19 protein-coding genes, 1 pseudogene and 1 riboswitch are annotated in these 21424 nt (G+C 63.4%); of the genes and pseudogenes, 13 read left to right on the forward strand and 7 right to left on the reverse strand.

The features are described from left to right. The first annotated feature begins 24 nt into the window (after positions 1 to 24). The 8 genes from N436_RS23715 (at position 25) to N436_RS23750 (ending at position 7932) form a co-directional block, all read left to right on the forward strand. A complete protein-coding gene (locus N436_RS23715) occupies positions 25 to 1071 on the forward strand; it encodes a LacI family DNA-binding transcriptional regulator (protein ID WP_110742089.1) in 1047 nt (348 codons plus the stop codon). A 53-nt stretch (positions 1072 to 1124) separates the two neighbouring features. Then, a riboswitch (cobalamin riboswitch) is annotated at positions 1125 to 1350 on the forward strand. Between the two features lie 92 nt (positions 1351 to 1442). Continuing rightward, positions 1443 to 1631 carry a CbtB domain-containing protein gene (locus tag N436_RS23720; RefSeq protein WP_105947632.1) on the forward strand — a complete coding sequence of 63 codons (189 nt, stop codon included), beginning with the start codon at positions 1443 to 1445 and terminating at the stop codon, positions 1629 to 1631. 9 nt (positions 1632 to 1640) lie between these two features. Beyond that, the gene (locus N436_RS23725; RefSeq protein ID WP_060499889.1) at positions 1641 to 2327 is read left to right on the forward strand and encodes a CbtA family protein; all 687 of its coding nucleotides are present in this window, start codon (positions 1641 to 1643) and stop codon (positions 2325 to 2327) included. Next, the gene (locus N436_RS23730) at positions 2327 to 2713 is read left to right on the forward strand and encodes a cobalamin biosynthesis protein (protein WP_110742090.1); all 387 of its coding nucleotides are present in this window, start codon (positions 2327 to 2329) and stop codon (positions 2711 to 2713) included. Before N436_RS23725 ends, N436_RS23730 begins: the two co-directional genes overlap by 1 nt. A 32-nt stretch (positions 2714 to 2745) precedes the next feature. Continuing rightward, entirely contained in the window at positions 2746 to 3498 is a 753-nt protein-coding gene (gene cobM / locus N436_RS23735; protein WP_110742091.1) for a precorrin-4 C(11)-methyltransferase, read from the forward strand. 66 nt (positions 3499 to 3564) lie between these two features. After that, complete coding sequence (locus N436_RS23740; protein ID WP_105947629.1) at positions 3565 to 3807, forward strand: DUF1272 domain-containing protein; 243 nt, start codon at positions 3565 to 3567, stop codon at positions 3805 to 3807. Between the two features lie 221 nt (positions 3808 to 4028). Next, positions 4029 to 4643, forward strand: a complete 615-nt coding sequence (locus N436_RS23745; RefSeq protein WP_060499885.1) for a response regulator transcription factor — start codon at positions 4029 to 4031, stop codon at positions 4641 to 4643. 13 nt (positions 4644 to 4656) lie between these two features. Then, complete coding sequence (locus N436_RS23750) at positions 4657 to 7932, forward strand: transporter substrate-binding domain-containing protein (RefSeq protein ID WP_110742092.1); 3276 nt, start codon at positions 4657 to 4659, stop codon at positions 7930 to 7932. On the opposite strand, the gene N436_RS29025 is transcribed toward N436_RS23750, so the two are convergent. The 3 genes and pseudogenes from N436_RS29025 to N436_RS23760 all read right to left on the reverse strand — a co-directional run bounded on the left by N436_RS29025 (position 7907) and on the right by N436_RS23760 (position 10381). Further along, positions 7907 to 8401 (reverse strand): methyl-accepting chemotaxis protein, encoded by a 495-nt coding sequence (locus N436_RS29025; protein WP_371105382.1) that lies wholly within the window; start codon positions 8399 to 8401, stop codon positions 7907 to 7909. The genes N436_RS23750 and N436_RS29025 overlap by 26 nt on opposite strands. 39 nt (positions 8402 to 8440) lie before the next feature. Beyond that, positions 8441 to 9262: pseudogene (locus N436_RS29030) on the reverse strand (PAS domain-containing protein); the annotation flags it as partial. A 99-nt stretch (positions 9263 to 9361) separates the two neighbouring features. Further along, positions 9362 to 10381: a LacI family DNA-binding transcriptional regulator gene (locus N436_RS23760; RefSeq protein ID WP_105947627.1), complete on the reverse strand. Its 1020-nt coding sequence runs from the start codon at positions 10379 to 10381 to the stop codon at positions 9362 to 9364. 207 nt (positions 10382 to 10588) lie between these two features. On the opposite strand from N436_RS23760, the gene N436_RS23765 reads away from it, so the two are divergent. Further along, positions 10589 to 11128, forward strand: coding sequence for a gluconokinase (locus N436_RS23765; protein ID WP_060499881.1), 540 nt, complete (start codon positions 10589 to 10591; stop codon positions 11126 to 11128). A 110-nt stretch (positions 11129 to 11238) separates the two neighbouring features. Then, positions 11239 to 12591 (forward strand): GntP family permease, encoded by a 1353-nt coding sequence (locus N436_RS23770; protein ID WP_028698893.1) that lies wholly within the window; start codon positions 11239 to 11241, stop codon positions 12589 to 12591. Positions 12592 to 12666: 75 nt separating this feature from the next. Here the strand turns inward: N436_RS23770 and N436_RS23775 are convergent, their stop codons facing one another. From N436_RS23775 to N436_RS23795, 4 genes are all read right to left on the reverse strand, one after another. Beyond that, positions 12667 to 14094 (reverse strand): sigma-54 dependent transcriptional regulator, encoded by a 1428-nt coding sequence (locus tag N436_RS23775; RefSeq protein WP_105947626.1) that lies wholly within the window; start codon positions 14092 to 14094, stop codon positions 12667 to 12669. Continuing rightward, positions 14063 to 15556: a HAMP domain-containing sensor histidine kinase gene (locus tag N436_RS23780; protein ID WP_110742093.1), complete on the reverse strand. Its 1494-nt coding sequence runs from the start codon at positions 15554 to 15556 to the stop codon at positions 14063 to 14065. Before N436_RS23780 ends, N436_RS23775 begins: the two co-directional genes overlap by 32 nt. A gap of 284 nt (positions 15557 to 15840) precedes the next feature. Next, on the reverse strand, positions 15841 to 17301 hold the full coding sequence (locus N436_RS23785; RefSeq protein ID WP_105947625.1) for a HAMP domain-containing sensor histidine kinase: 1461 nt from the start codon (positions 17299 to 17301) through the stop codon (positions 15841 to 15843). Positions 17302 to 17533: 232 nt separating this feature from the next. Next, positions 17534 to 18127 carry a lytic transglycosylase domain-containing protein gene (locus tag N436_RS23795; RefSeq protein WP_105947673.1) on the reverse strand — a complete coding sequence of 198 codons (594 nt, stop codon included), beginning with the start codon at positions 18125 to 18127 and terminating at the stop codon, positions 17534 to 17536. A 185-nt stretch (positions 18128 to 18312) separates the two neighbouring features. Between N436_RS23795 and gspG the strand changes: the two genes are divergently transcribed. The 3 genes from gspG (at position 18313) to mexE (ending at position 21413) form a co-directional block, all read left to right on the forward strand. Next, entirely contained in the window at positions 18313 to 18738 is a 426-nt protein-coding gene (gene gspG / locus N436_RS23800) for a type II secretion system major pseudopilin GspG (protein WP_003253843.1), read from the forward strand. An 11-nt stretch (positions 18739 to 18749) separates the two neighbouring features. Then, positions 18750 to 19940, forward strand: a complete 1191-nt coding sequence (locus tag N436_RS23805) for a type II secretion system F family protein (RefSeq protein ID WP_110742094.1) — start codon at positions 18750 to 18752, stop codon at positions 19938 to 19940. A gap of 231 nt (positions 19941 to 20171) precedes the next feature. Next, positions 20172 to 21413 carry a multidrug efflux RND transporter periplasmic adaptor subunit MexE gene (gene mexE, locus N436_RS23810; protein ID WP_105947622.1) on the forward strand — a complete coding sequence of 414 codons (1242 nt, stop codon included), beginning with the start codon at positions 20172 to 20174 and terminating at the stop codon, positions 21411 to 21413. Positions 21414 to 21424 lie beyond the last annotated feature (11 nt).

The raw sequence follows: 21424 nt of genomic DNA on the forward strand, positions 1-21424 counted from the left end.
GCCATTTCCACAGGAGGCAGCCCGGTGAGCCAGGCCAAGGATCCCCCCCGCAAGCGACGCGGCGCAGGCCGTGTCACCCTCGCCGAGGTGGCGCGGGCTGCTGAGGTTTCAGCCATCAGCGTGTCGCGCTACTTCAACCAGCCAGACCAGGTTTCACCGCCGTTGCGTGAACGTATCGAGGCCGCTGTACAGGCGCTGGGCTATGTTCCCAATCTGGTCGCCGGGGGGTTGGCCTCGGCGCGCGGGCGCATCGTGGGCATGGTGATCCCGAACATTTCCGGGCCGATCTTCGCCCAGACCATCCAGGCCTTCAGCGATACCCTCAGCCGGCATGGTTACCAATTGCTGTTGGCGTCCAGCTACTTCAGCGAAGCGCAGGAAGAAAGCGCGGTGCGGGCGTTTCTTGGCTGGTCGCCGGCAGCGTTGGTGGTGACCAGCCATTTCCACAGCCCGACCACGGAAAAGATGCTGGCCGACGCAGATGTGCCTGTGGTGGAAATCTGGGATTACCGCCCGGAGCGGGTGCCCTTGCAGGTGGGCTTCCTTCATCACCAAGTGGGTGTACAGGCCTGCCGATACCTGCTGGACAAGGGCCATCGGCGCATCGCGTTCGTGCAAAACAGTGCAGCCGGCGACCTGAGCGCGCTGGAGCGGCGCGACGGCTATGTCGAGGCACTGGGTGAAGCCGGGCTGGAGCCTTGGGTGTTCGTGCCATCGGCAGACTGCGCGCCGTTCGAGGCGGGCAAGCAGGCGATGGAAGCATTGATCCGCCGCAATCTACGGCCCGAGGCGATCATCTTCGCCAATGACAACCTGGCGGCCGGCGCCTTGTTGGCCGGCCAGCGTGCCGGCTTGCGCCTGCCTGAAGACATGGCCATTGTCGGCTTTGGAGACTACCCCTTTGCCGACATGCTGCTGCCCAGCCTCACCACCCTGCGCCCGCCCTCCCGGGAGATTGGCGAAGTCGCGGCGCTGCGGGTGCTGCAGCACCTGGGTGTGCTGGCGTGTGACGGTGAGGTCCAGCGGCTGAACCTGTTGGCGTGCGAGCTGATTGCCCGCGAGAGCGCGTGATTCAGGGTGCGGCCACTGAGGGTGGCATTGACGCCAAGGCCGCCCCATGCTCTCCTTATGCCTCACGTTCAGGTGCCCCCTTGGGGGGTGAAACGGGAAACCGGTGCGTCGCAGGCCCTCCAACAGGGCCGGACAATCCCGGTGCTGCCCCCGCAACGGTAAGCGAGCGAAGCGTCTGTACCACTGTGCCCTTGTAATGCGGCATGGGAAGGTGACGCTTTCCAGGAGCCCTGCTCTTCCTCGCAAGCCCGGAGACCGGCCTGGCGTTCATGAACACCCCGCGGTGGGCGGGCGCTGTTGCATTCCCCTGGGCGACTACGCTCGGGGCTGCCGCGCTTGCCCATTGCCCACAAAAAGCAGAGGAACGCGTCATGCCCGTCACCAGCGCCAAGCAACACAGCCTTGCCACTCCTGTCACCCTCAGCCAACGTATCGTCACCGCCGTCGGCGCCAGCCTGCTGGGCCTGTGCCTGGTGTACTTTGCCGGCTTCTCGCACATCGAGGCCGTGCATAACGCCGCCCACGACACCCGCCACAGCGCCGCCTTCCCCTGCCACTGAGTACGCCTGATGATCACGCGCATTGCCCGTACCGCGGGCTTCAGCGGGCTGCTTGCGGCCCTGTTGCTGACTTTGCTGCAAAGTTTCTGGGTCGCCCCGCTGATTCTTGAGGCGGAAACCTACGAGTCCTCGGCCCCTGCCGCCCACCACGAGCATGGCAGCGATGTGCCCGCCCATGAGCACAGCGCCGAAGCCTGGTCACCGGAAGACGGCTGGCAACGTGTGCTGTCCACTACGGGCGGCAACCTGGTGGTCGCGGTCGGCTTCGCCCTGATCCTCGCCGCCCTGTACAGCCTGCGTGAACCGACGCGCGCCGGCACGGGTGCATGGTGGGGGCTGGCCGGCTTCGCCGTGTTCTGCCTTGCCCCGACCTTGGGCCTGCCACCCGAACTGCCCGGTACGGCAGCCGCCGACCTGGGGCAACGCCAGGCCTGGTGGATCGGCACAGCCAGTGCCACCGCACTGGGCCTGGCCTTGCTGGTGTTCGCTCGTCACTGGCTGCTGAAAGCGCTGGGCGCCGTGCTGCTGGTAATCCCCCATGTGATTGGCGCACCACAACCCGACGTGCATGAAAGCCTGGCCCCCGAAGCACTGGAAACCCAGTTCAAAGTGGCCTCCTGGCTGACCAACGCCGCCTTCTGGCTGGCCTTGGGCCTGCTCAGCGCCTGGCTGTTCCGCCGTTCCAGCCGGGCCTGATGCCGCCCTTCTACGCCGGCTTCGGCTGCCGCCGGGGTTGCCCGGCGGATACCCTGCAACGCTTGCTGGACCAGGCCCTGGACAACCAGGGCCTGGCATTGGCCGACCTGCGCGGTATCGCCAGCATCAGCCTGAAGGCCGACGAACCTGGCTTGCTACAGCTGGCCGATCGCCTCGGTTTGCCCTTGGTGCTGTACCATAGCGTGCAACTGCAACCTTACGAACCTCAGCTCAGCCACCGCTCCGCCGCCGCCCATGCCCACAGCGGCTGCTGGGGTGTGGCCGAGAGCGCAGCACTGGCCATGGCCAGCCAGCACCTTGGCACGGCCAGGTTGCTGCTGACCCGCCAGGTACTGGGCCCGGCGACCCTCGCCCTGGCCGGCTGAGCGCTTCCCCCTCTTTCCTGCAAGGACTTTCCATGACGGTCTATTTCATCGGCGCCGGTCCCGGCGACCCGGAACTGATCACGGTCAAGGGCCAACGGCTGATTCGCCAGTGCCCGGTGATTATCTATGCCGGCTCACTGGTACCCGCCGCCGTACTCGAAGGCCACCAGGCCGAGACCGTGATCAACAGCGCCGAACTGCATCTGGAACAGATTGTCAGCGCCATGCGCACCGCCCACGAACAAGGTAAGGATGTAGCCCGTGTGCACAGCGGCGACCCTGGCCTATACGGCGCCATCGGCGAGCAGATTCGCCACCTGCAGGCGCTGGGCATCGATTACCAGATCATCCCTGGGGTCACCGCCACAGCAGCCAGCGCCGCCCTGCTCGGCTGCGAACTGACCCTGCCGCAGGTGGCGCAAACGGTGATCCTCACCCGTTACGGCGACAGCTCGCCCATGCCGCCCGGCGAGCAACTGGGTGACCTGGCGCGCCATGGCAGCACCTTGGCGATTCACCTGGGGGTCAAGCACCTCTCGCGCATTGTCGAAGAGCTGCTGCCGCACTACGGCGCGCACTGCCCGGTAGCGGTGGTACACCGGGCCACCTGGCCTGACCAGGACTGGGTACGTGGCAACCTCGGCAACATTGTCGAACGCGTCGCGGCCAAGGATTTCCGGCGCACGGCACTGATCCTGGTGGGTCATGTGCTGGGGGATACGCCATTCGCCGAGTCGGCCTTGTACCGTGCTGGGCACGCCCACCTGTATCGCCCTGCCGACTGAGCATTGCCAGCCTTGCCGTGGGCGTAGCAGACTCCAGGTTCCCGCCTGCGAACAGGAGTTACGCCCATGCTGGAATTACGCCCCAACTGCGAGTGCTGCGATACCGACCTGCCCGGCGACAGCCCCGATGCGCTGATCTGCTCCTTTGAATGCACCTTCTGCCGCGCCTGTGCCGAAACCCGCTTGCAGGGCCTTTGCCCGAACTGCTCGGGCCAGCTGGTAGCCCGCCCGACGCGGGTCGGCAAGGCATTGGCCAACAACCCCGCCTCGGCCAAGCGCGTGAACAAAGCGCACACTGCCTGCGCCTGACCGACCGGAGAAAACCGGCATCACCGCTTGGACAGGGTGATGTCTTTCCTGTTTTTTGTAGGATTTTTCAACAACAAGAGCAGGGACTTTCAACACTTCTATACTCGCCATTACCAAACTTCGGGATTGGTCGTATCTTGCAGCGCTTCCGATTAACCCACTTGCAGACGTATTCCTGAGTGATCCAGGAAGCGGACCACATCCTGACAGGAGTTTTTCTCATGACAACCGTGCTGATCGTCGACGACCACCCTATCGTCCGGCTGTCCTTGCGCATGCTGCTCGAACGCGAGCGCTTCCACGTCGTCGGCGAAGTCGGCAATGGCAGTGAAGTGGCGCAGGTGGCCCGCGACCTGCGCCCGGACGTGGTCATACTCGACATCGGCCTGCCGGGGCTGGACGGCATGGAAGTCATCAAGCGCCTGCAGTGCCTGGAACCGGTGCCGAAGATCATGGTATTGACCGGCCAGGCCACCGACCTGTACGTGCGTCGCTGCCTGGATGCCGGTATCGGCGCTTTCGTCACCAAAGAAGAAGACCACGAGGCGCTGCTGTTTGCCCTCAAGGCCCTGACCAAAGGTTATTCGACCTTTCCGCAGATGTCGGTCAACAGCAATTCGCTGGAAAGCGAGCCCGTGCGCCTGGCCAGCCTCTCCAACCGGGAGATGGAGGTACTGCGACGCCTGGCGCGCGGCGAGAACAACAAGAATATCGGCACTTGCATGAACCTCAGCGCCAAGACCATCAGCACCTACCGGGGCCGTATCATGGAAAAACTCAAGACTGAATCACTGGTGGAAATGGTCGACCTGGCCAAACGCAACAGCGTGTATTGAGCGTTTGCACACCATGAAGCGCCTGCTGGCGAGCGTCTTTCTGGCTACCGGCTTACTCGCCTCGGCCGATCTGTTGGCCAGCAGCGAACCTCGCCAGTTGCTGGCGCGCTCGGCCAGTGCCGCCGCCCCCCTGGCGTTGTCCAGCGAAGACCGGCAATGGCTGCAGCGCCGCCAGCACCTGGTACTGGGCAGCTCTCGGCCCGACTATCCACCGTTTGAAATCAACGTCAGTCAGCACGAATACGAAGGCCTTAGCGCCGATTACGCCGGGATAATCGCCGAGCAATTGGGCATTCCCGTCGAGGTACGGCGCTACGACAGCCGCCACGAGGCGATCACCGCCTTGCGTGAGGGCAGCATCGACCTGCTGGGCAGTTCCAATGCCTTCGAGGCGGCTGACGCTCAGCTTAGCCTCAGCACCCCCTATGCTGACGACCTCCCGGTCATCGTCACCCGCAAGGGGCACAGCCTGAAGGGCACACCTGACCTCGCCGGCCTGCGCCTGGCCATGGTCGATCATTATCTGCCCGCCGCTGCCGTTCGAACGCTGTACCCCAAAGCGCAACTGAGCCTGTACCGCTCGACCCAAGCCGGGCTGGCAGCCGTCGAGCTGGGTGAGGCGGATGCGTACCTGGGCGATGCCATCAGCACTGACTTCCTGATTGGCAGGAGTTACCAGGGCACGCTCAAGATTGACCACTTCTGCCAGGTAGCCCCCGGGGCTTTCGCCTTTGCCCTGGCCGATGACAACCCACGGATGCATCGGCTGGTCGACAAAGCGCTGGCGCGCATCAGCGAAAGCGAACGCCTGAACATCCTGCGCCGCTGGAGCAGTGGTAACACCAGCCTGCTGCTGCAGCGCCATCTCACTGCCTTGAGCGCAGAAGAAGAGGCCTGGATCGCCGCCAACCCCACCATCCGCGTGCTGGTCAATACCTCGCTGGCCCCCTTGACCTTCAACGACGCTCAGCATCGCCCCAGTGGCATAACCCTCGACCTGCTCAAGCAGATCTCGCTGCGCACGGGGCTGCAGTTCACCCCCGTCGAAAGTGCCTCAGCACAGGCCATGGTGGACCGCCTGGCCCGCGGTGAGGCACAAATGATCGGGGCCCTGGGCTATGGTGCTGACCGTTTGAAGCAGCTGCGCTTCACCCGCCCCTATCTGGTCAGCCCGCGCGTGTTTGTCACCCGCAGCGACGTCGAATCTCCCGCACAAGCCAAGGCCATGAACGGCAAGCGCATCGCCCTGGTGCGTGGTTCTCCGCAACGGGCCCTGCTGCAACAGCGCTACCCGCAGGCGAAGATAGTCGAAGTGGACAACCCGCTCGGTCAGATGGAGGCCGTGGCCAACGGTACCGCCGACGTTGCCCTTAGCAGCCATATCAATGCCGCCTACTACATCAGCCATGTGTTCAAGGACCGCTTGCGCATCGCCAGCGTGCTCGACGACGAACCGGCCGTCGCCGCCTTCGCCGTGGCCGCCGACCAGCCCCAGCTACAGGCCATTCTCGACAAGGCGCTACTGAGCATTCCGCCCGAAGAGCTCGATCAACTGATCAACCGCTGGCGTACCAGCACGCTGGTCAGCGACAGCCCCTGGCGCGACTACCGCACCTTGGCCTTGCAGGTGCTGGTGCTGTCGGCCCTGCTGCTGGCTGGCGTCATTTTCTGGAACAGCTACCTGCGCAAGCTGATCAACCAGCGTACAGAGGCGCAGCACGCGCTGCAGGCACAGTTGGCGTTGAGCCGTGGGCTGCTTGAGCAATTGCGCCAGGCCAAGGACGACGCCGAACAGGCCAGCCAGACCAAAAGCACGTTCCTGGCCACCATGAGCCACGAAATCCGTACCCCGATGAATGCCGTGATCGGCCTGCTGGAACTGGCACTGGAGGACAGCCGTGGTGGCCGCTGCGACACCCAGACCCTGCAGACCGCTTACGACTCGGCAATCGGCCTGCTTGAGCTGATTGGCGACATTCTCGACATTTCCCGCATAGAATCCGGCCACATCAGCCTGCAGCCAGTGCCCACCGACCTGGTAGAGCTGGTGCGCGCCACTCTGCGGGTATTCGAGGGCAATGCACGGGCCAAAGGCCTGCACCTGCACGGCGAACTGCCGGCAGAACCGGTCTGGGTGCTGGCTGACCCGCTGCGATGCAAGCAAATTCTGTCCAACCTGGTCAGCAACGCCATCAAGTTCACCGACCGTGGTGAAGTGCAGGCGAGCCTGCTGCTGCCCAAGGTTGCCGGCCAGGGCATTCTGGCAATCGAGCTGAATGTGCGCGACACCGGTATCGGCATCAGCCCTGCCGACCAGGCCCGGCTGTTCAATGCATTTGTTCAGGCCGATGGCCCAAGGGCCCGCCAAGGTGCAGGCCTGGGGTTGGTCATCAGCCGTACCCTCGCCGAATTGATGGGCGGCGCCTTGAGCCTGCAGAGCGTGGAAGGCGTCGGCACCCGGGTGCAAGTCTGCCTGCAGCTGCCCACCTGTGCGGCACCGGTACAGGCCGAGCAGGACCCGCCAGCACATGAAAGCAGTAGCGGCCCGCTCAACATTCTGGTGGTCGACGACTACCCCGCCAACCTGTTGTTGCTGGAGCGGCAACTGCATACCCTGGAGCACCGCGTGACCCTGGCGGAAAATGGCGAAGTCGCCCTGGCACGCTGGCAGGCAGCGCGCTTCGACCTGGTGATTACCGATTGCAGCATGCCGGTCATGGACGGCCACGAACTGACCCGGCGCATTCGCAGCCTGGAGAGTGAGCGCGGCCTGCCAGCGTGCAGGATTCTCGGCGTGACCGCCAATGCCCAGGCCGAGGAACGCGCCCGCTGCCTGGCCAGCGGCATGGACGAATGCCTGTTCAAGCCGATTGGCCTACGTTCGCTAAAGGCCCATCTGCCCCAGGTCCGCCCTCAGAAACAGAAAACACCGACAACACGCCATAGCGGGTTCGACCTGGCTGAACTGCGCCACCTGACCCAGGACGACGAACAGCTGACGCGGCATTTGCTCGAACAACTGTCGGTAAGCGTCGCCGAAGACCTGGCCGCCTTGCGTGCCCTGGCACCAGACGCCGCCGACGAGGCCGTGCGGGCCCTGGCCCATCGCATCAAGGGTGGCGCCAAGATGATCAGGGTGCGCGCCGTGGTCAAGGACTGCGAAGCCATCGAGCTGGCTCACGCACAGGGGCTGCCGACGGTCGAGCAGCGCGCGCTGCTGCAAACCAGCCTGCAAGCCCTGCTTGACGAAATGCGCGATGCGCTCAATGCAATTGCAGCGTCGAGCTGATCTGGCTGATGGCATCCACCACATGCCGTGAGCCTTGCTGGATTTCCATGATCACCGTACCCGCTTCGTTGGCCAGCGCCACGCCGTGACCGGTGCGGTTCAGGCTCGACTGCATGCTGGCTACCGCCAGTAGCGACAGGTCGTGGTTTTGCCGCACCACATCGACAATCTCCAGGGTGGCCTTACTGGTTCGCGCCGCCAGGTTACGCACCTCATCGGCCACCACCGCAAAGCCTCGCCCGTGCTCGCCGGCACGGGCGGCTTCGATCGCGGCATTCAGGGCCAGCAGGTTGGTCTGGTCGGCGATGCCGCGAATGGTCAGCACGATCTGCCCGATCACATCCGATTGCTTGCTGACCGCATCGATGCTGCGTGCGGCGTCGTTAAGCTCCTGGGAAATCTGTTCGATCACCTGCACCGTCTGCTGCACCACTTCTGTGCCCTTGCGCGCGCAGGCGTCGGTCTGCATGGAACTGGCATGGGCGGCATCGGCGGCGTTCTGCTGGGTGCAGACCTGGCGGGTAATGTCACTGGCGAACTTCACGACCTTGTTCAAGCGCCCCTTGCTGTCGAAAATGGGGTTGTAGGAGGCTTCCAGATAGACCATTTGCCCCTGCTTGTTGATACGCTCGAAACGGTGCGAATGGTATTCGCCACGGTTAAGCGAAGCCCAGAACTCTCGGTACTCGGCCGACTCGCGCTCATGCGGCAGGCAGAACAGGCCATGATGCCGGCCCACCACCTCGTCGAGGCGATAGCCCATGGTGTCGAGGAAGTTCTGGTTGGCTTTGATCACCCGGCCCTGGGGGGTGAATTCGATCACCGCCATGGAGCGGCTGATGGCCTTGAGCAGGTTTTCGCTTTCATGCTCCTGCACCACCCGCTGGCTGATGTCGGCGGCCACCTTGATCACGCTGGTGACCTGACGCTGCTCGTCCAGCACCGGCATGTAGCTGGCCTCCAGCCACACCTCGCGCCCGGCCTTGTCGAGGCGCTCGAAGGTACCGCTGATAGCCTTGCCCTGCCCCAGTTCACGCCACAGCTGTTGGTATTCGGCACTTTTTGCGTAGTCTGGCTCGCAGAACAACCGGTGGTGCTTGCCACGCAACTCGTCAACGCTGTAACCCATGGCCTGGCAGAAACGCTCATTGGCATCGAGAATGGTGCCATCGGGAGCGAATTCGATCATCGCCATGGAGCGGCTGATAGCGGCGAGTTTGGCCTGTGCGGTGGCCAAAGCCTGTTGGCTGCGCTGGATCTCGACCAAATCGGACTTGCGGTGGAAATCGAACATGACGCCGGGCTCCTTTATGCGCGGTTTCATGAGCATAGATCGCCATCATTAGCATGCAAGCACAATGCTATCACTTTGTAATTACTGCATTTTCATTACCAGCGTCCTGACACGCCTACCGCCCTAGCGTGAAACTCAGGAGCTCTCCCGCACCATCAACTCGAAGCCCAAGTCCTGCTGCGCGTTCGGCACCCGCTTGCCATCGAGCAACGCCAGCAATGCCTGCGCCGCCCCACGCCCCACGGCAGCCCGGGGCGTGCGAATCGATGTCAGCCGCGGCACCATGTGCGCCGAGGCTGGCAAATCGTTGAACCCGACCATTGCCACCTGGCGTGGTACCTCCACCCCCTGGCGCAAGGCCTGCAGCACCGCCCCCTGAGCCAGGTCGTCGTTGCAGAAGAAAATACCGTCGACATCCGGCGCCTGTTGCATCAGTTGGCTGAACAGTGCACTGCCCAGTGCAATCGATGAAGGTTCCGGCGCCAGTACCTCCAGCTCGGTCGCCTGCAAACCGGCCTCGGCCAGCGCCTGGCGGAAACCTTCGGCCCGCTGCATCACCCGTGGGTCAAGCTGCGCGGCAATGAATGCCAGGCGCTTGCGCCCGCGCTCGATCAGGTGCCGGGCAGCAGCACGCCCGGCCTGCTGTTGCGAGAAACCAACCGACAATGCCCCAGGCTCGCCATTGAGCTCCATCATGTGCACACAAGGCACACCACTGGCGGCCAGCATCTGGCGCGCCGCATCGCTGCGCTCGAAGCCGGTCAGCAGCATGCCGCAAGGCTGATAGGCCAGGTAGTTGCGGATCAGGTTCTCTTCTTCGGCAAGGTCGTAGTGATAGTTGCCGATCAACACCTCAAGCCCACGCGGGCGCATGACCTCGTGGATGGCTTCCAGGGTATCGATGAACAGCTGGTTGGACAGTGACGGGATCAACACCACCACCGACTGGCTACGCGCCGAGGCCAGCGCCCGGGCCGCCGGGTTGGCGACATAGCCAAGGGTTGCCGCTGCGGCGACAACCTTTTCCACCAGCTCCGGCGCAACCGTGCTGACCCCGCGCAAGGCACGCGAAGCGGTAATCGGGGAAACCCCGGAAAGCCTGGCAACTTCTGCCAGGGTGGGACGACCTGTAGTGCGGGAGCCGGTGCGGGACATGGATGTTGTAATTTTACTACTTGCAAGGAGAGGGAACGGCCACTAAGGTAGCGCTGTCTCAGGACGCAGGCAATGTAATCTTTGGTAGCAGCCATCACGCGCTCGCCACCAGGCGTCCATACTGCGTAGGGACAAGACCAATAACACCGGGGAGGTGGCTGTTCGTCGATGACGAGACAGCGCTATCTCACCCCGCAGGAGGTACTGATGAATTCTCCCCTGTCCGCCATCGTGGTGATGGGCGTGGCCGGTTGCGGCAAAAGCTGCATCGGCGCCGCCATCGCTGCCAGAAGCGGCGGCCGCCTGATCGAAGGCGACGCTTTCCACCCTGCCGAAAACATCCGCAAGATGAGCGCTGGCATCCCGCTGGACGATGGCGACCGCGCCGGCTGGCTGGTACGCCTCGGTCAGGAGCTGCAGGCCACCACCCAGGCTGGGGAGCGCCCGATCCTGACCTGCTCGGCACTCAAGCGCCGCTACCGCGACACCCTGCGCGATGCCATGCCCGGGCTGGTGTTCGTGTTCCTCGAACTGTCACCTGCCGAAGCGGAAAAACGCGTGCGGGCCCGCCCCGGTCACTTCATGCCGGCCAGCCTGATCGACAGCCAGTTCGCTGCCCTGGAGTCGCCACGCGGCGAGCCACTGACCCTGCCACTGGATGCGACCCAACCCGTCGAAGCGCTGGCCGAAGCGGTGGACCGCTGGCTAAAGCGCTGCGGTGAGCAGGGGCTGGCGCAAACCGCCTGACCCTGGCGGTTTTCCGGCTCACCAAAGACAGCGCTACCCCAACCCGCAAACGCGGGAAAAGTTCCAAAAAGCTACGCCCAAAACAACGATAAGACCGAGGCCTTCAAACCATGTTCGGACTGGCTACTGATACCTTCCTGCTGCTCGACGCGCTGGTTACCATCGTCGGGCTGATCCTGCTGATCACCCACTTCAAAGTGCACCCCTTCGTCGCCCTTACCCTCGCGGCCGGCTTCCTGGGCCTGACCTCCGGCATGCCGGTGGCCAAGGTCATGAAATCGTTCCAGGACGGTTTTGGCGGCGTGCTGGGCTTTGTCGGTATCGTGCTTGCCCTGGGCACCATGCTCGGCAAGCTGATGGCCGACTCCGGGGGCGCCGACCAGATCGCGCAAACCCTCATCCGCGCCTTCGGCAAGAAGAACGTGCACTGGGCCATGATGTTCGCCGCGTTCCTGGTGGGCATACCGCTGTTCTTCGAAATCGGCTTCGTGTTGCTGATTCCGCTGGTGTTCATCGTTGCCCGCCGCTCCGGGGTGTCGCTGGTGAAGATCGGCATTCCGCTGCTGGCCGGCCTTTCCGTGGTGCACGGCCTGGTCCCGCCACACCCGGGCCCGCTGCTGGCGATCGGCATTTTCCACGCTGACATCGGCAAGACCATCTTCTACGGCCTGATCGTCGCACTGCCCACCGCAATCATCGCTGGCCCTCTGTTTGGTAACTTCATTTCCCGCTACATCCCGGGCAACCCGTCGCAGGAACTGATGGACCAGATCGCCAAGGAGTCCGACCAGGGCAACCTGCCCAGTTTCAGCATCACCCTCATCACCGTACTGCTGCCAGTCGCGTTGATGCTGCTGAAAACCTTCGCCGACGTGGTGCTGCCGGCCGAGCACATCGTGCGCCAGTGGATGGACCTGATCGGCCACCCGATCACCGCCCTGCTCGCCGCCCTGCTGCTGGCCTTCTACACCTTTGGTTCGGCTCGCGGCTTCAACCGCCAGCAGATCATGAAGATGCTCGACCAGAGCCTGGCCCCCACCGCAGCCATCGTGCTGATCGTCGGTGCCGGCGGTGGCTTCAAGCAGATGCTGGTGGATACCGGCGTGGGCAACGTGATCGGGCAGATGGCCGTGCAGGCGGAAATTTCACCCATCATGCTGGCCTGGCTGGTGGCTGCGGTGATCCGCATCGCTACCGGGTCCGCCACGGTGGCCACCATTACCGGTGCGGGCATCGTTGCGCCGGTGATCGACCTGGTGCCGGGGGTGAACCGTGAGCTGTTGGTACTGGCCACCGGTGCCGGCTCGCTGATCCTGTCGCATGTGAACGACGCCGGCTTCTGGCTGGTGAAGCAATACTTCAACATGACCGTGGCAGAAACCTTCAAGACCTGGAGCATGATGGAGACCATTCTCTCGGTGGTCGGCATCATCTTCATCATGTTGTTGTCGCTGGTGGTGTAACTGCCGTGGGCGTGGGTTGCCAACGCGAAACCCGCATTGGCAACCCTGACCGGCTCACGCCCATATGGCCGAAGGTCACCACTGGCGCTTGTCTGGCCGCGTCAGCCCCAGCTTTTCGATGCGGTACCGCAGCATGTCCCGCGACAGCCCCAGCATCCGCGCCGACTTGGTCACGTTCCAGTCCGTCCGGTCCAGGGTCTTGCACACCAGGTCGCGTTCCATGTCGGGCAGGCTGGTGCCCGGCTCCGGCTCGTGCCGTGGCATCTCGAACATTGCCGGCGCCTGCTGAGCGGCCAATGGCTCGTCGATCAACGTCATGCACAGGTTCAGCTGGTGCGCCTGCACCACTTCGTTCGGTGCCAGCAGCACGGTCTGCTCCAGCATGTTACGCAGTTCGCGCACATTGCCTGGCCAGCTGTAGCCCAACATCAGGCTCTCGGCTTCGGCTGAAAAACGCAGGTTCGGTTTGCCATAACGCCGGCCATGGTGGGCCAGGAAATGCCGGGCCAGCAGCAGAATGTCCTGCCCACGGGCATACAGGCGCGGCACCTTCAGGGCAATGATGCGCAGGCGGAAGAACAGGTCGCGGCGGAACTTGCCCTGCTGCACCATCTGCTCCAGGTTGCAGTTGGTGGCACTGATCACCCGCAGGTCAACCTTGCGCTCCTTCACCGCACCAATCCGGCGGATGCTGCGGTCTTCCAGCAGCTTGAGCAGCTTGGCCTGCAGCACCAGGTCCATCTCGCCAATCTCGTCGAGGAACAAGGTGCCGCCATCGGCCGCCTCCACCAAGCCTACCCGGCGCTCCTTGGCGTCGGTGAATGCACCCTTCTCGTGGCCGAACAGTTCGGCCTCCAGCAGGTTGGCCGGGATCGAGGCGCAGTTGAACTCGATGAACGGCCCCTTGCTGCGCGTGCCATCGAAATGCAGGGCGCGGGCCACCAGTTCCTTGCCGGTGCCGGTTTCGCCTTCGACCAGCACTGGTGGCAGGTCGTCACTGGCCATCCGCCGTTCGGCATCCAGCACCTGGCGCAGGGTGTGCTTGAGGGTCAGCATCGTTGGCGACTCGCCGATCAACGCCTGCAACCCGGACTTCTGCGCCTCTCGCTCCTGGTAGAACGACAGCGTGCGCTCCATGCGCTCGGCAGCCAGGGCCTTGTCCAGGGTCAGTTTGAGTTCGGCCAGCACCACGGGCTTGCTCAGGTAATGGAAGGCGCCCTCCTTCATCGCCTGCACGGCATCTTCGACATTGCCATAGCCGGTCATCATGATCACTTTCAGGTCCGGCACCTGTGCCACCAAGGTCCGCAGCAGGTCGTGCCCGCTCATGCCAGGCAGCGAGTTGTCGGTCAGCACCGCGTCGGGCTGGGCCCGCTTGATCTGCTCCAGCGCCAGCTCCGCGCTATGGCATACGGTGACCTCGTAGCCCTTGAGGCTGAGGTAGGTGCGAATGTTGTCGGCGAGAATTTCATCATCCTCGACTACCAGGATGCTGTGCTCCATGGTCCCCTCCCGCTGCGATATTGAATGTAAGGCTGACGCGGGTTCCTTCCTCTTCGCGGCTGCTCAGGCTGACCGAGCCGCCAAAACGTTCCATGATGCGTTTGACCAGGGCCAGGCCTACACCGAGGCCACCCTGTTTGGTCGTGAAGAACGGCTTGAACACCATCCGTTCCTGCTGTTGGCTCATGCCCTTGCCTGTGTCGGTGAGCACGAATTCGGCACGCAGGCCACCCTGCACATTGACCTGGGCATTCAACATACCGCCGGAGGGCATGGCCTCCAAGGCGTTGGAAAACAGGCTGTTGAGAATTTGCGTCAGCTGCAACGGCTGGCTGACTACCCACTGCACGTCAGGCCCCTCGAAATGAAAGCGCACGCCGTTTCGTTCAATCTGCTGGGCGAAAGCCAGGTGGGTGTCTTCGATGGCTGCCACCAGGTCCACGGCTTCGGGTTCGTCGCTGGTTGGGCGCAACGACACCAGCAGGTCGCGTACCCAGCGCGACATACGGTCGACCTGGCCGATGATATCGGTGATGTTCTTCTGCGCGGCAGCGTTGGCGGTTTCCTGGGCCAGCTCGGCGCTTGAGCGGATGTTGGCCAGTGGGTTGCGCAAGCTGTGGGCTACCGCCGACGACATTTCGCCCAGTGCCACGTAGGTTTCGCTGGCCACCAGCCGGTCCTGTTGCAGATGCAGCATCTGCGCCGCCCGGCGCACGATCCAGAACAGCCCGAAATAGATGAGCGCCCCGCCCACCAGCGTCGAGGCCCAGATCAGCACATAACCCCGCTGGATGCGCCGCACCAGGTCTTGTGGCTCTTTGTAGATTTCCACCATGGCCAATACCTGCTCGCCCTGGCTGTCGAACAGCGGAATGTAGTTCTCGATAAACAGGTAGCGCGGTTCACGCTGAAACTTCTGTTCTTCGCGATCTTCCTCGGCCTTGTGGTAGCTGGCCGACACTGCCTTGCGCGACCGGAAGGCACGGTCGAGGTCGCCATCGGCTTCTATCCGCTTGCCGATCAGCTCGACGTTGGTGGACCAGACGATGGTGCGGTCGCGAGCGTAGACATTGGCCAGCAAGGTATCTGGCAAGTGCTCGACATGGTCCAGGAACTCGACCCGGGTCGACTCGGCCAGTGCGGGGGTGAACTGCAGGTGCTGCAGGTCCAGACGCGGGTCAAGCAGCTCACCCATGGTGGTGCCTGGCGGCAACTGCGAATGGCGCACCTCGGCCTGGGCCATGGCCTGAATGAACTGCGCGGTAAGCATGGCATCGCGCTGCACGCTGTCGCGAACCACAAACCGCGTTGACACATAACCCAACCCGCCCGCCACGGCGGTGATGATCAACAGGCTGATGACCGAAAACCACCGCAGCAGGTTGAACTCACGCAATGGCACAGCCAGACCGCTGGCGGTCGCACCGGGCTTGTCGCGAACTTCGTTTTCCAGCATCTGCATCGCGTGGTTCCCGCACAGGGCGTCCGTTCAGAAATGCCTCAAGGCCAACAGCCAATTGAAAGCACCCCGCCTGGGCAGCCTGATAGCTGCCTTGTGTTGCGTGTTGCGCTCTGCAAATCACGTAGCAAGAACTCAGCCAGCCAAAAACAAATCAATAAAAATCAATAATTTAGAACGCATTTACAAATACGGCCTAAGGAAAAACCCCCACATTTGGGTAATTATCACCCAAACCTTATAAAAAATTTAAATATCAATAAGTTAAAGATTTTACCTAATGCTTTTTATAAGCTTGCTACCAAGCGGAACGTCAACGATACCCGCGTACCATGGCCCTCGCTGCTGCTGAGCCGAACCGAACCGCCGAAGCGCTCCATGATGCGTTTCACCAGCACCAGCCCCACCCCTAGCCCACCCTGTTTGGTGGTGAAGAACGGCCGGAAGGCCATGCGCTGCTGCTCTTCGCTCATGCCCTTGCCATTGTCGGACAGGCGCAGTGTCAGGCAGCGCCGGTTCTGGCGCACCACCTCGATACGCAGACGCCCGCCCTGCTCCATCGACTCCAGGGCATTAGCAACCAGGCTGCTGAACACCTGCCGCAGTAACGCCGGGTGCCCCAATACCTGCACTGCCGGTAACGGTTGCAGGTCAAGGCTTACCCCACTGCGTGCCAACGGTACGGCATAGGTCTGCAAGCTTTCCTGCAACGCCTGTGGCAAGTCCACCGCCACGGCCTCGTCGTTCAGCGGGCGCAATGACTGCAGCATCTGGCGGATCCATTGCGACATGCGATCGACCTGGCTGATGATATCGTTGACCTGGCGTTGCGCCGGGCCGTCGTCGAACGCCTGGGCCAGTTCGGCACTTGAGCGGATACTCGCCAGCGGGTTGCGCAGGCTGTGGGCCACCGCCGACGACACCTCGCCCAGTGCAACATAGGTCTCGTTGTTGATCAGCCGCTTCTGCTGCACTGCCAGCAACCGCGCGGCACGGTGCATGATGCCGTACAGGCCGATGTAGACCAGCGCGGCCCCCACGGTAATAGCCAGCCATATCAGGATCAGGCCATGCTCGATGCGCACGATCAGGTCATGGGGCTCTTTGTAGATTTCGACCATCGCCGTGACGTTCTCGCCATCGGCATCGAACAGCGGAATGTAGTTCTCGATGAACAACTGCTCGGGCGGGGTAACGAATTTCTGCTCGGCGCGGGCCTGTTCGAAGTTATGGTAGCTGGCCGAGACCCGCATCTTGTACTCGAAGGCCCGCTCCAGGTCGTCGTCGCCATTGATCAGCTTGCCGATCAGCGCCGGGTTGCTGGACCAGATCACCGTACGGTCCGGGGCATAGATATTGGCCAGCAGCATGTCGGGCAGGTGGGCGATATGGTCGAGAAACTCGCCGCGCGCCTTGCGCCGGGCATCCGGGTCGACATCGGGCAGGTTGCTGCGGTCGGTGCGCGGGTCTAGCAACTCGCCCATGGTGCGCACGTTGGGGATCGACACATGGCGTACTTCGGCGTCGGCGATGGAGGTGATGAACTGCGCGGTGAGCAAGGCATCGCGCTCCACGCTCTCATCGATGATGAAACGGCTGGAAATCAGCCCCAGCCCGGCAGCCACCGACAGGATGATGGCCAGGCTGACCCAGGCATACCAGCGTAAAAGGTTGAACGGCTTGCGTGGAGCAGCCAGCTCGTTACCGGCAGGCACTTCGATGGCGTCGGAACGAGGGGCGATGTCCATGGCGGACTCCACATCTGGGCACCTTCAGAAGGTTATAGCCCAGAGTTGGGGAAACCATAGTGTTAAATTGATGGCATCCGCCGAAGGGTAACGTTTTTTTCACTTCGTACACGCGGTCCCTGTGGGAGCGGGCATGCCCGCGAACACCGGCGAAGCCGGTGCCATCTACCGCGTCGCCTGCTTCGCGGGCTTGCCCGCTCCCACAGAGATCGCATGGACCTGAAAGGCAGCTCTAGAAAGGTGAATCATCTGCCAACCCTTGCAATTTGCGGTATTCGCGCAGCACCGCAGGTACATAACGGCGGGTTTCGGCATACGGCGGCACCGCACCGCGCCGCAACACGGCATCCGGACCCGCGTTGTAAGCCGCCACGGCCAGGGTGATGTCGTTGTCAAACAGGGTCAGCATGCGCTTCAGGTAGCGGGCCCCGCCCTGCACGTTGTCTTCCGGGTCCAGGCGGTCTTCCACGCCCATTTCGCGAGCGGTATCGGGCATCAATTGCATCAACCCCACCGCACCCGCCGGCGACCGGGCCTTGGGGTTATAGCCGGACTCGGCCTTGATCAGCGCGTGCAACAACGCCGGGGGCACATTGTGGATGCGTGCCGCAGTGGCGACCACCTCGGCATAGGGGCGGCCAGTGATCATCTGCGCGTTGGCCGGGCCAGCCTGGGCCAGCGGTTCGTTGATCACCTTTTCATAGTGGCGTCCGGGCCGATGAACGTTGGTCAGTACGTAGCCACCCTTGGCATCGATTGAGATGTACACATCAGCCTGGGCAGCCCCTGCCGTCAGCCAGATCAAACCGAGGATGAGTCCACGCATGTCGGTCGCCTCTTCGTCGTGGCCCCCGATGTGGGGGAAATGCCCCGGAAAACCCGAGGTCAATGACCACGACGCAAGCACTGTGCCGCTTCCTGTGCCGCATGGCGCAAGGCCCCGAGGCAGACGTGCATGGCTGTTGCATGGTGCCTGTCAACGCGTGTTCCCATGCAGTGGAGGGCTTCACCATGCAGCGCAGAACCAACCCGCAACGTGGCTTCACCCTGCTTGAACTCCTGGTGGTACTGGTGGTGCTCGGCCTGTTGGCCGGCATCGTCGCGCCCAAGTACTTCAGCCAGCTCGGCCGCTCCGAGGCCAAGGTGGCACGGGCGCAGATAGAGGGGCTGAGCAAGGCCCTGGACCTGTACCGCCTGGAAGTCGGCCACTACCCCAACAGTGAGCAAGGCTTGCAGGCGCTGGTGGTCGCCCCCAGTGGCGAGGCTCGCTGGACCGGCCCGTATCTGCAAAAGGCCGTGCCGCAAGACCCATGGGGCCGCCCATACATCTACCGGCAGCCCGGCGAGAACGGCGGTGAATACGACCTGCTGTCGATGGGCAAGGACGGCCAGCCGGGTGGTGACGGGGAAAACGCCGAAATTACCAGCTGGCAGTAAGGAGAGCGGCCATGCGCTACAGCCTCAAGGCCCTGGGCAGACAGGGTGTGGTGCAGTTGCAGATCGACGCCGAGGACGCCGACCAGGCCCGCCGCCAGGCCGAGGACCAAGGCCTGCGCGTGCTCAGCCTGCGCAGCAACGGTGGCGCCTTGCGCGGCATGGCCTGGCGCCGCGAGGCGGCGTTTGACCTGGTGCTGTTCAGCCAGGAGCTGTCGACCCTGCTCAATGCCGGCCTGCCGTTGATCGATGCACTGGAAAGCCTGGCCGAAAAAGCCCCCGCTGCGGCCACACGCAAGGTGCTGGGCGAGCTGGTGCGCCAGCTGTACGAAGGCCGCTCGCTGTCCCAGGCGCTGGGCCAGCAACCCCGGGTGTTCCCGCCACTGTATGTGGCGCTGGTGCAGTCCAGCGAACGCACCGGTGCGCTGGGCGACGCCCTCGCCCGCTACATCAGCTATCGCCAGCGCCTGGACCTGGTCCGGCAAAAGCTGGTGGGCGCATCGGTTTACCCCTTGCTGCTGTTGCTGGTAGGCGGCGGCGTGGTGCTGTTCCTGCTCGGCTACGTGGTGCCACGTTTCAGCCAGGTGTTCGAAGGCATGGGCACCGAGTTGCCCTGGCTGTCACGGGTATTGATGCAGGTCGGTCTGTTCCTGCACGCGCAGCAACTGCCACTGGCGCTGGGCACTGCAGGTGGCTTCACCGCGCTGTGGCTGCTGCGCCGCCACCCTCGGGTACGACGCTGGGCATCCTGTCAGTTGCGCCGGCTGCCAGCGCTGCATCAACGTTTGATGATGTACGAACTGGCGCGCTTCTATCGCTCGCTGGGCATTCTGCTGCAAGGTGGCATTCCCATCCTCACCGCCATGGGCATGGCGCGCGGCCTGCTCGGCAGTGCCGCAGGCCAAGGCCTGGCACAGGCCAGCCAGCGGGTGGGCGAAGGGCTGCCACTGTCCGATGCGCTGGAGGCCGGACACCTGGTTACCCCGGTGTCGCTGCGCTTGCTGCGGGCCGGCGAACAGTCCGGCAACCTGGGCGAGATGCTGGAGCGCTGCGCCGATTTCCACGACCAGGAAATCGGCCGCTGGGTGGAATGGTTCGTCAAACTGTTCGAACCGCTGCTGATGACGTTCATCGGCCTGCTGATCGGCCTGATCGTGATTCTTATGTACATGCCGATCTTCGAGTTGGCTTCAAGCATTCATTGAGACACCAAGCCCAGGCTAGGCTGCCGCGCTTGTCACGACATTTTTGGCGCTCGGTCTCACAGGCGCCGAAAATGTCGTGACAAGCACCCACTGCCCCCAACCATGCCGCAAATCGATGAATGCCCCACACATATCATTCAGCGTGATAATAACCTTCGCCCCGTTCGATTCGTGCCTCACGCGCAACACACTCACACTCCGCCCACTACTAATACATTGGCGGAGTTCTCCATGGAACAATCACTCAAACCCTTGCGCTTTCCCCTCGCTGCCCTGGCAGTGGTGGTGATCAGCGCTTGCGGTCGAACCCCAGACGCCGTGCAGGCTCCCGCCGCGCCAAAGGTCAGTGTGGCCAAGGTGATCGAGCAACCGATCAACGAATGGGACGAGTTCACCGGCCGCCTCGAAGCCCCGGAAACCGTCGAAGTACGCCCACGGGTTTCCGGCCAGATCGATCAGGTGGCCTTCACCGAAGGCGCTCAGGTCAAGAAAGGCGACCTGCTGTTCCAGATCGACCCACGCCCGTTCCAGGCTGAAGTCCGCCGCCTTGAAGCCCAGCTGCAACAGGCCAAGGCCACTGCCATTCGCAGTGCCAACGAGGCCCGCCGTGGCGAACGCCTGCGTGATAGCAACGCCATCTCCGCCGAGCTGGCCGAGTCGCGCAGCAGCGCTGCCGCCGAAGCCCGTGCCGGGGTCGATGCCATTCAGGCCCAGCTCGACCTGGCACGCCTTAACCTCAGCTTTACCCGCGTCACCGCGCCTATCAGTGGCCGTGTCAGCCGCGCCGAGTTCACCGCCGGCAACATCGTCAGCGCCGATGTCACCCCGCTGACCAGCGTGGTGTCCACCGACAAGGTCTACGCCTACTTCGACGCCGACGAGCGCGTGTACCTCAAGTACACCCAGCTGGCACGCGAAGGCCAGCGTGGCCAGAGCACCCCGGTGTACCTGGGCCTGACCAACGAAAGCGGCAACCCGCATCTGGGCCAGATGAACTTCGTCGACAACCAGGTCAACCCGCGCACCGGCACCATCCGTGGCCGTGCGGTGTTCGACAACAGCAACGGCCAGTTCACCCCGGGTCTGTATGCACGCCTGAAGCTGGTGGGCAGCGCCCAGTACGACGCCGTGCTGATCAACGACGAAGCCGTGGGCACCGACCTTGGCAAGAAGTTCGTGCTGGTCATGGACAAGGACAACAAGGCTGCCTACCGCGCCGTGGAGCTGGGGCCGAAGCTGGAAGGCCTGCGCATCGTGCGCAGCGGCCTGGGCAAGGACGACCGCATCGTGGTCAAGGGCCTGCAACGCGTACGCCCTGGTTCGCCGGTCACCCCTATCGATACCCAGATGGCCAGCGAACAGACCCTCGCCGCCCTCGCCCAGCAGCGCCAGGCCCTGGAGGCCAGCAACCCGGCGCCGAAGGTGGCGGGCAATAACGTGAAAGTCGCCAGCGCCCAGGCGCCACGCGGTTAAGGGACCACACC

The sequence above is a fragment of the Pseudomonas sp. RV120224-01b genome, assembly GCF_003208145.1.
Lineage (GTDB): Bacteria > Pseudomonadota > Gammaproteobacteria > Pseudomonadales > Pseudomonadaceae > Aquipseudomonas > Aquipseudomonas monteilii.

Coding starts and splice junctions, on each gene's coding strand:
- N436_RS23720 (WP_105947632.1), top strand. CDS start 1,443: ATGCCCGTCACCAGCGCCAAGCAACACAGCCTTGCCACTCCTGTCACC.
- N436_RS23725 (WP_060499889.1), top strand. CDS start 1,641: ATGATCACGCGCATTGCCCGTACCGCGGGCTTCAGCGGGCTGCTTGCG.
- N436_RS23730 (WP_110742090.1), top strand. CDS start 2,327: ATGCCGCCCTTCTACGCCGGCTTCGGCTGCCGCCGGGGTTGCCCGGCG.
- cobM (WP_110742091.1), top strand. CDS start 2,746: ATGACGGTCTATTTCATCGGCGCCGGTCCCGGCGACCCGGAACTGATC.
- N436_RS23740 (WP_105947629.1), top strand. CDS start 3,565: ATGCTGGAATTACGCCCCAACTGCGAGTGCTGCGATACCGACCTGCCC.
- N436_RS23745 (WP_060499885.1), top strand. CDS start 4,029: ATGACAACCGTGCTGATCGTCGACGACCACCCTATCGTCCGGCTGTCC.
- N436_RS23750 (WP_110742092.1), top strand. CDS start 4,657: ATGAAGCGCCTGCTGGCGAGCGTCTTTCTGGCTACCGGCTTACTCGCC.
- N436_RS29025 (WP_371105382.1), bottom strand. CDS start 8,401: ATGCAGACCGACGCCTGCGCGCGCAAGGGCACAGAAGTGGTGCAGCAG.
- N436_RS23760 (WP_105947627.1), bottom strand. CDS start 10,381: ATGTCCCGCACCGGCTCCCGCACTACAGGTCGTCCCACCCTGGCAGAA.
- N436_RS23765 (WP_060499881.1), top strand. CDS start 10,589: ATGAATTCTCCCCTGTCCGCCATCGTGGTGATGGGCGTGGCCGGTTGC.
- N436_RS23770 (WP_028698893.1), top strand. CDS start 11,239: ATGTTCGGACTGGCTACTGATACCTTCCTGCTGCTCGACGCGCTGGTT.
- N436_RS23775 (WP_105947626.1), bottom strand. CDS start 14,094: ATGGAGCACAGCATCCTGGTAGTCGAGGATGATGAAATTCTCGCCGAC.
- N436_RS23780 (WP_110742093.1), bottom strand. CDS start 15,556: ATGCAGATGCTGGAAAACGAAGTTCGCGACAAGCCCGGTGCGACCGCC.
- N436_RS23785 (WP_105947625.1), bottom strand. CDS start 17,301: ATGGACATCGCCCCTCGTTCCGACGCCATCGAAGTGCCTGCCGGTAAC.
- N436_RS23795 (WP_105947673.1), bottom strand. CDS start 18,127: ATGCGTGGACTCATCCTCGGTTTGATCTGGCTGACGGCAGGGGCTGCC.
- gspG (WP_003253843.1), top strand. CDS start 18,313: ATGCAGCGCAGAACCAACCCGCAACGTGGCTTCACCCTGCTTGAACTC.
- N436_RS23805 (WP_110742094.1), top strand. CDS start 18,750: ATGCGCTACAGCCTCAAGGCCCTGGGCAGACAGGGTGTGGTGCAGTTG.
- mexE (WP_105947622.1), top strand. CDS start 20,172: ATGGAACAATCACTCAAACCCTTGCGCTTTCCCCTCGCTGCCCTGGCA.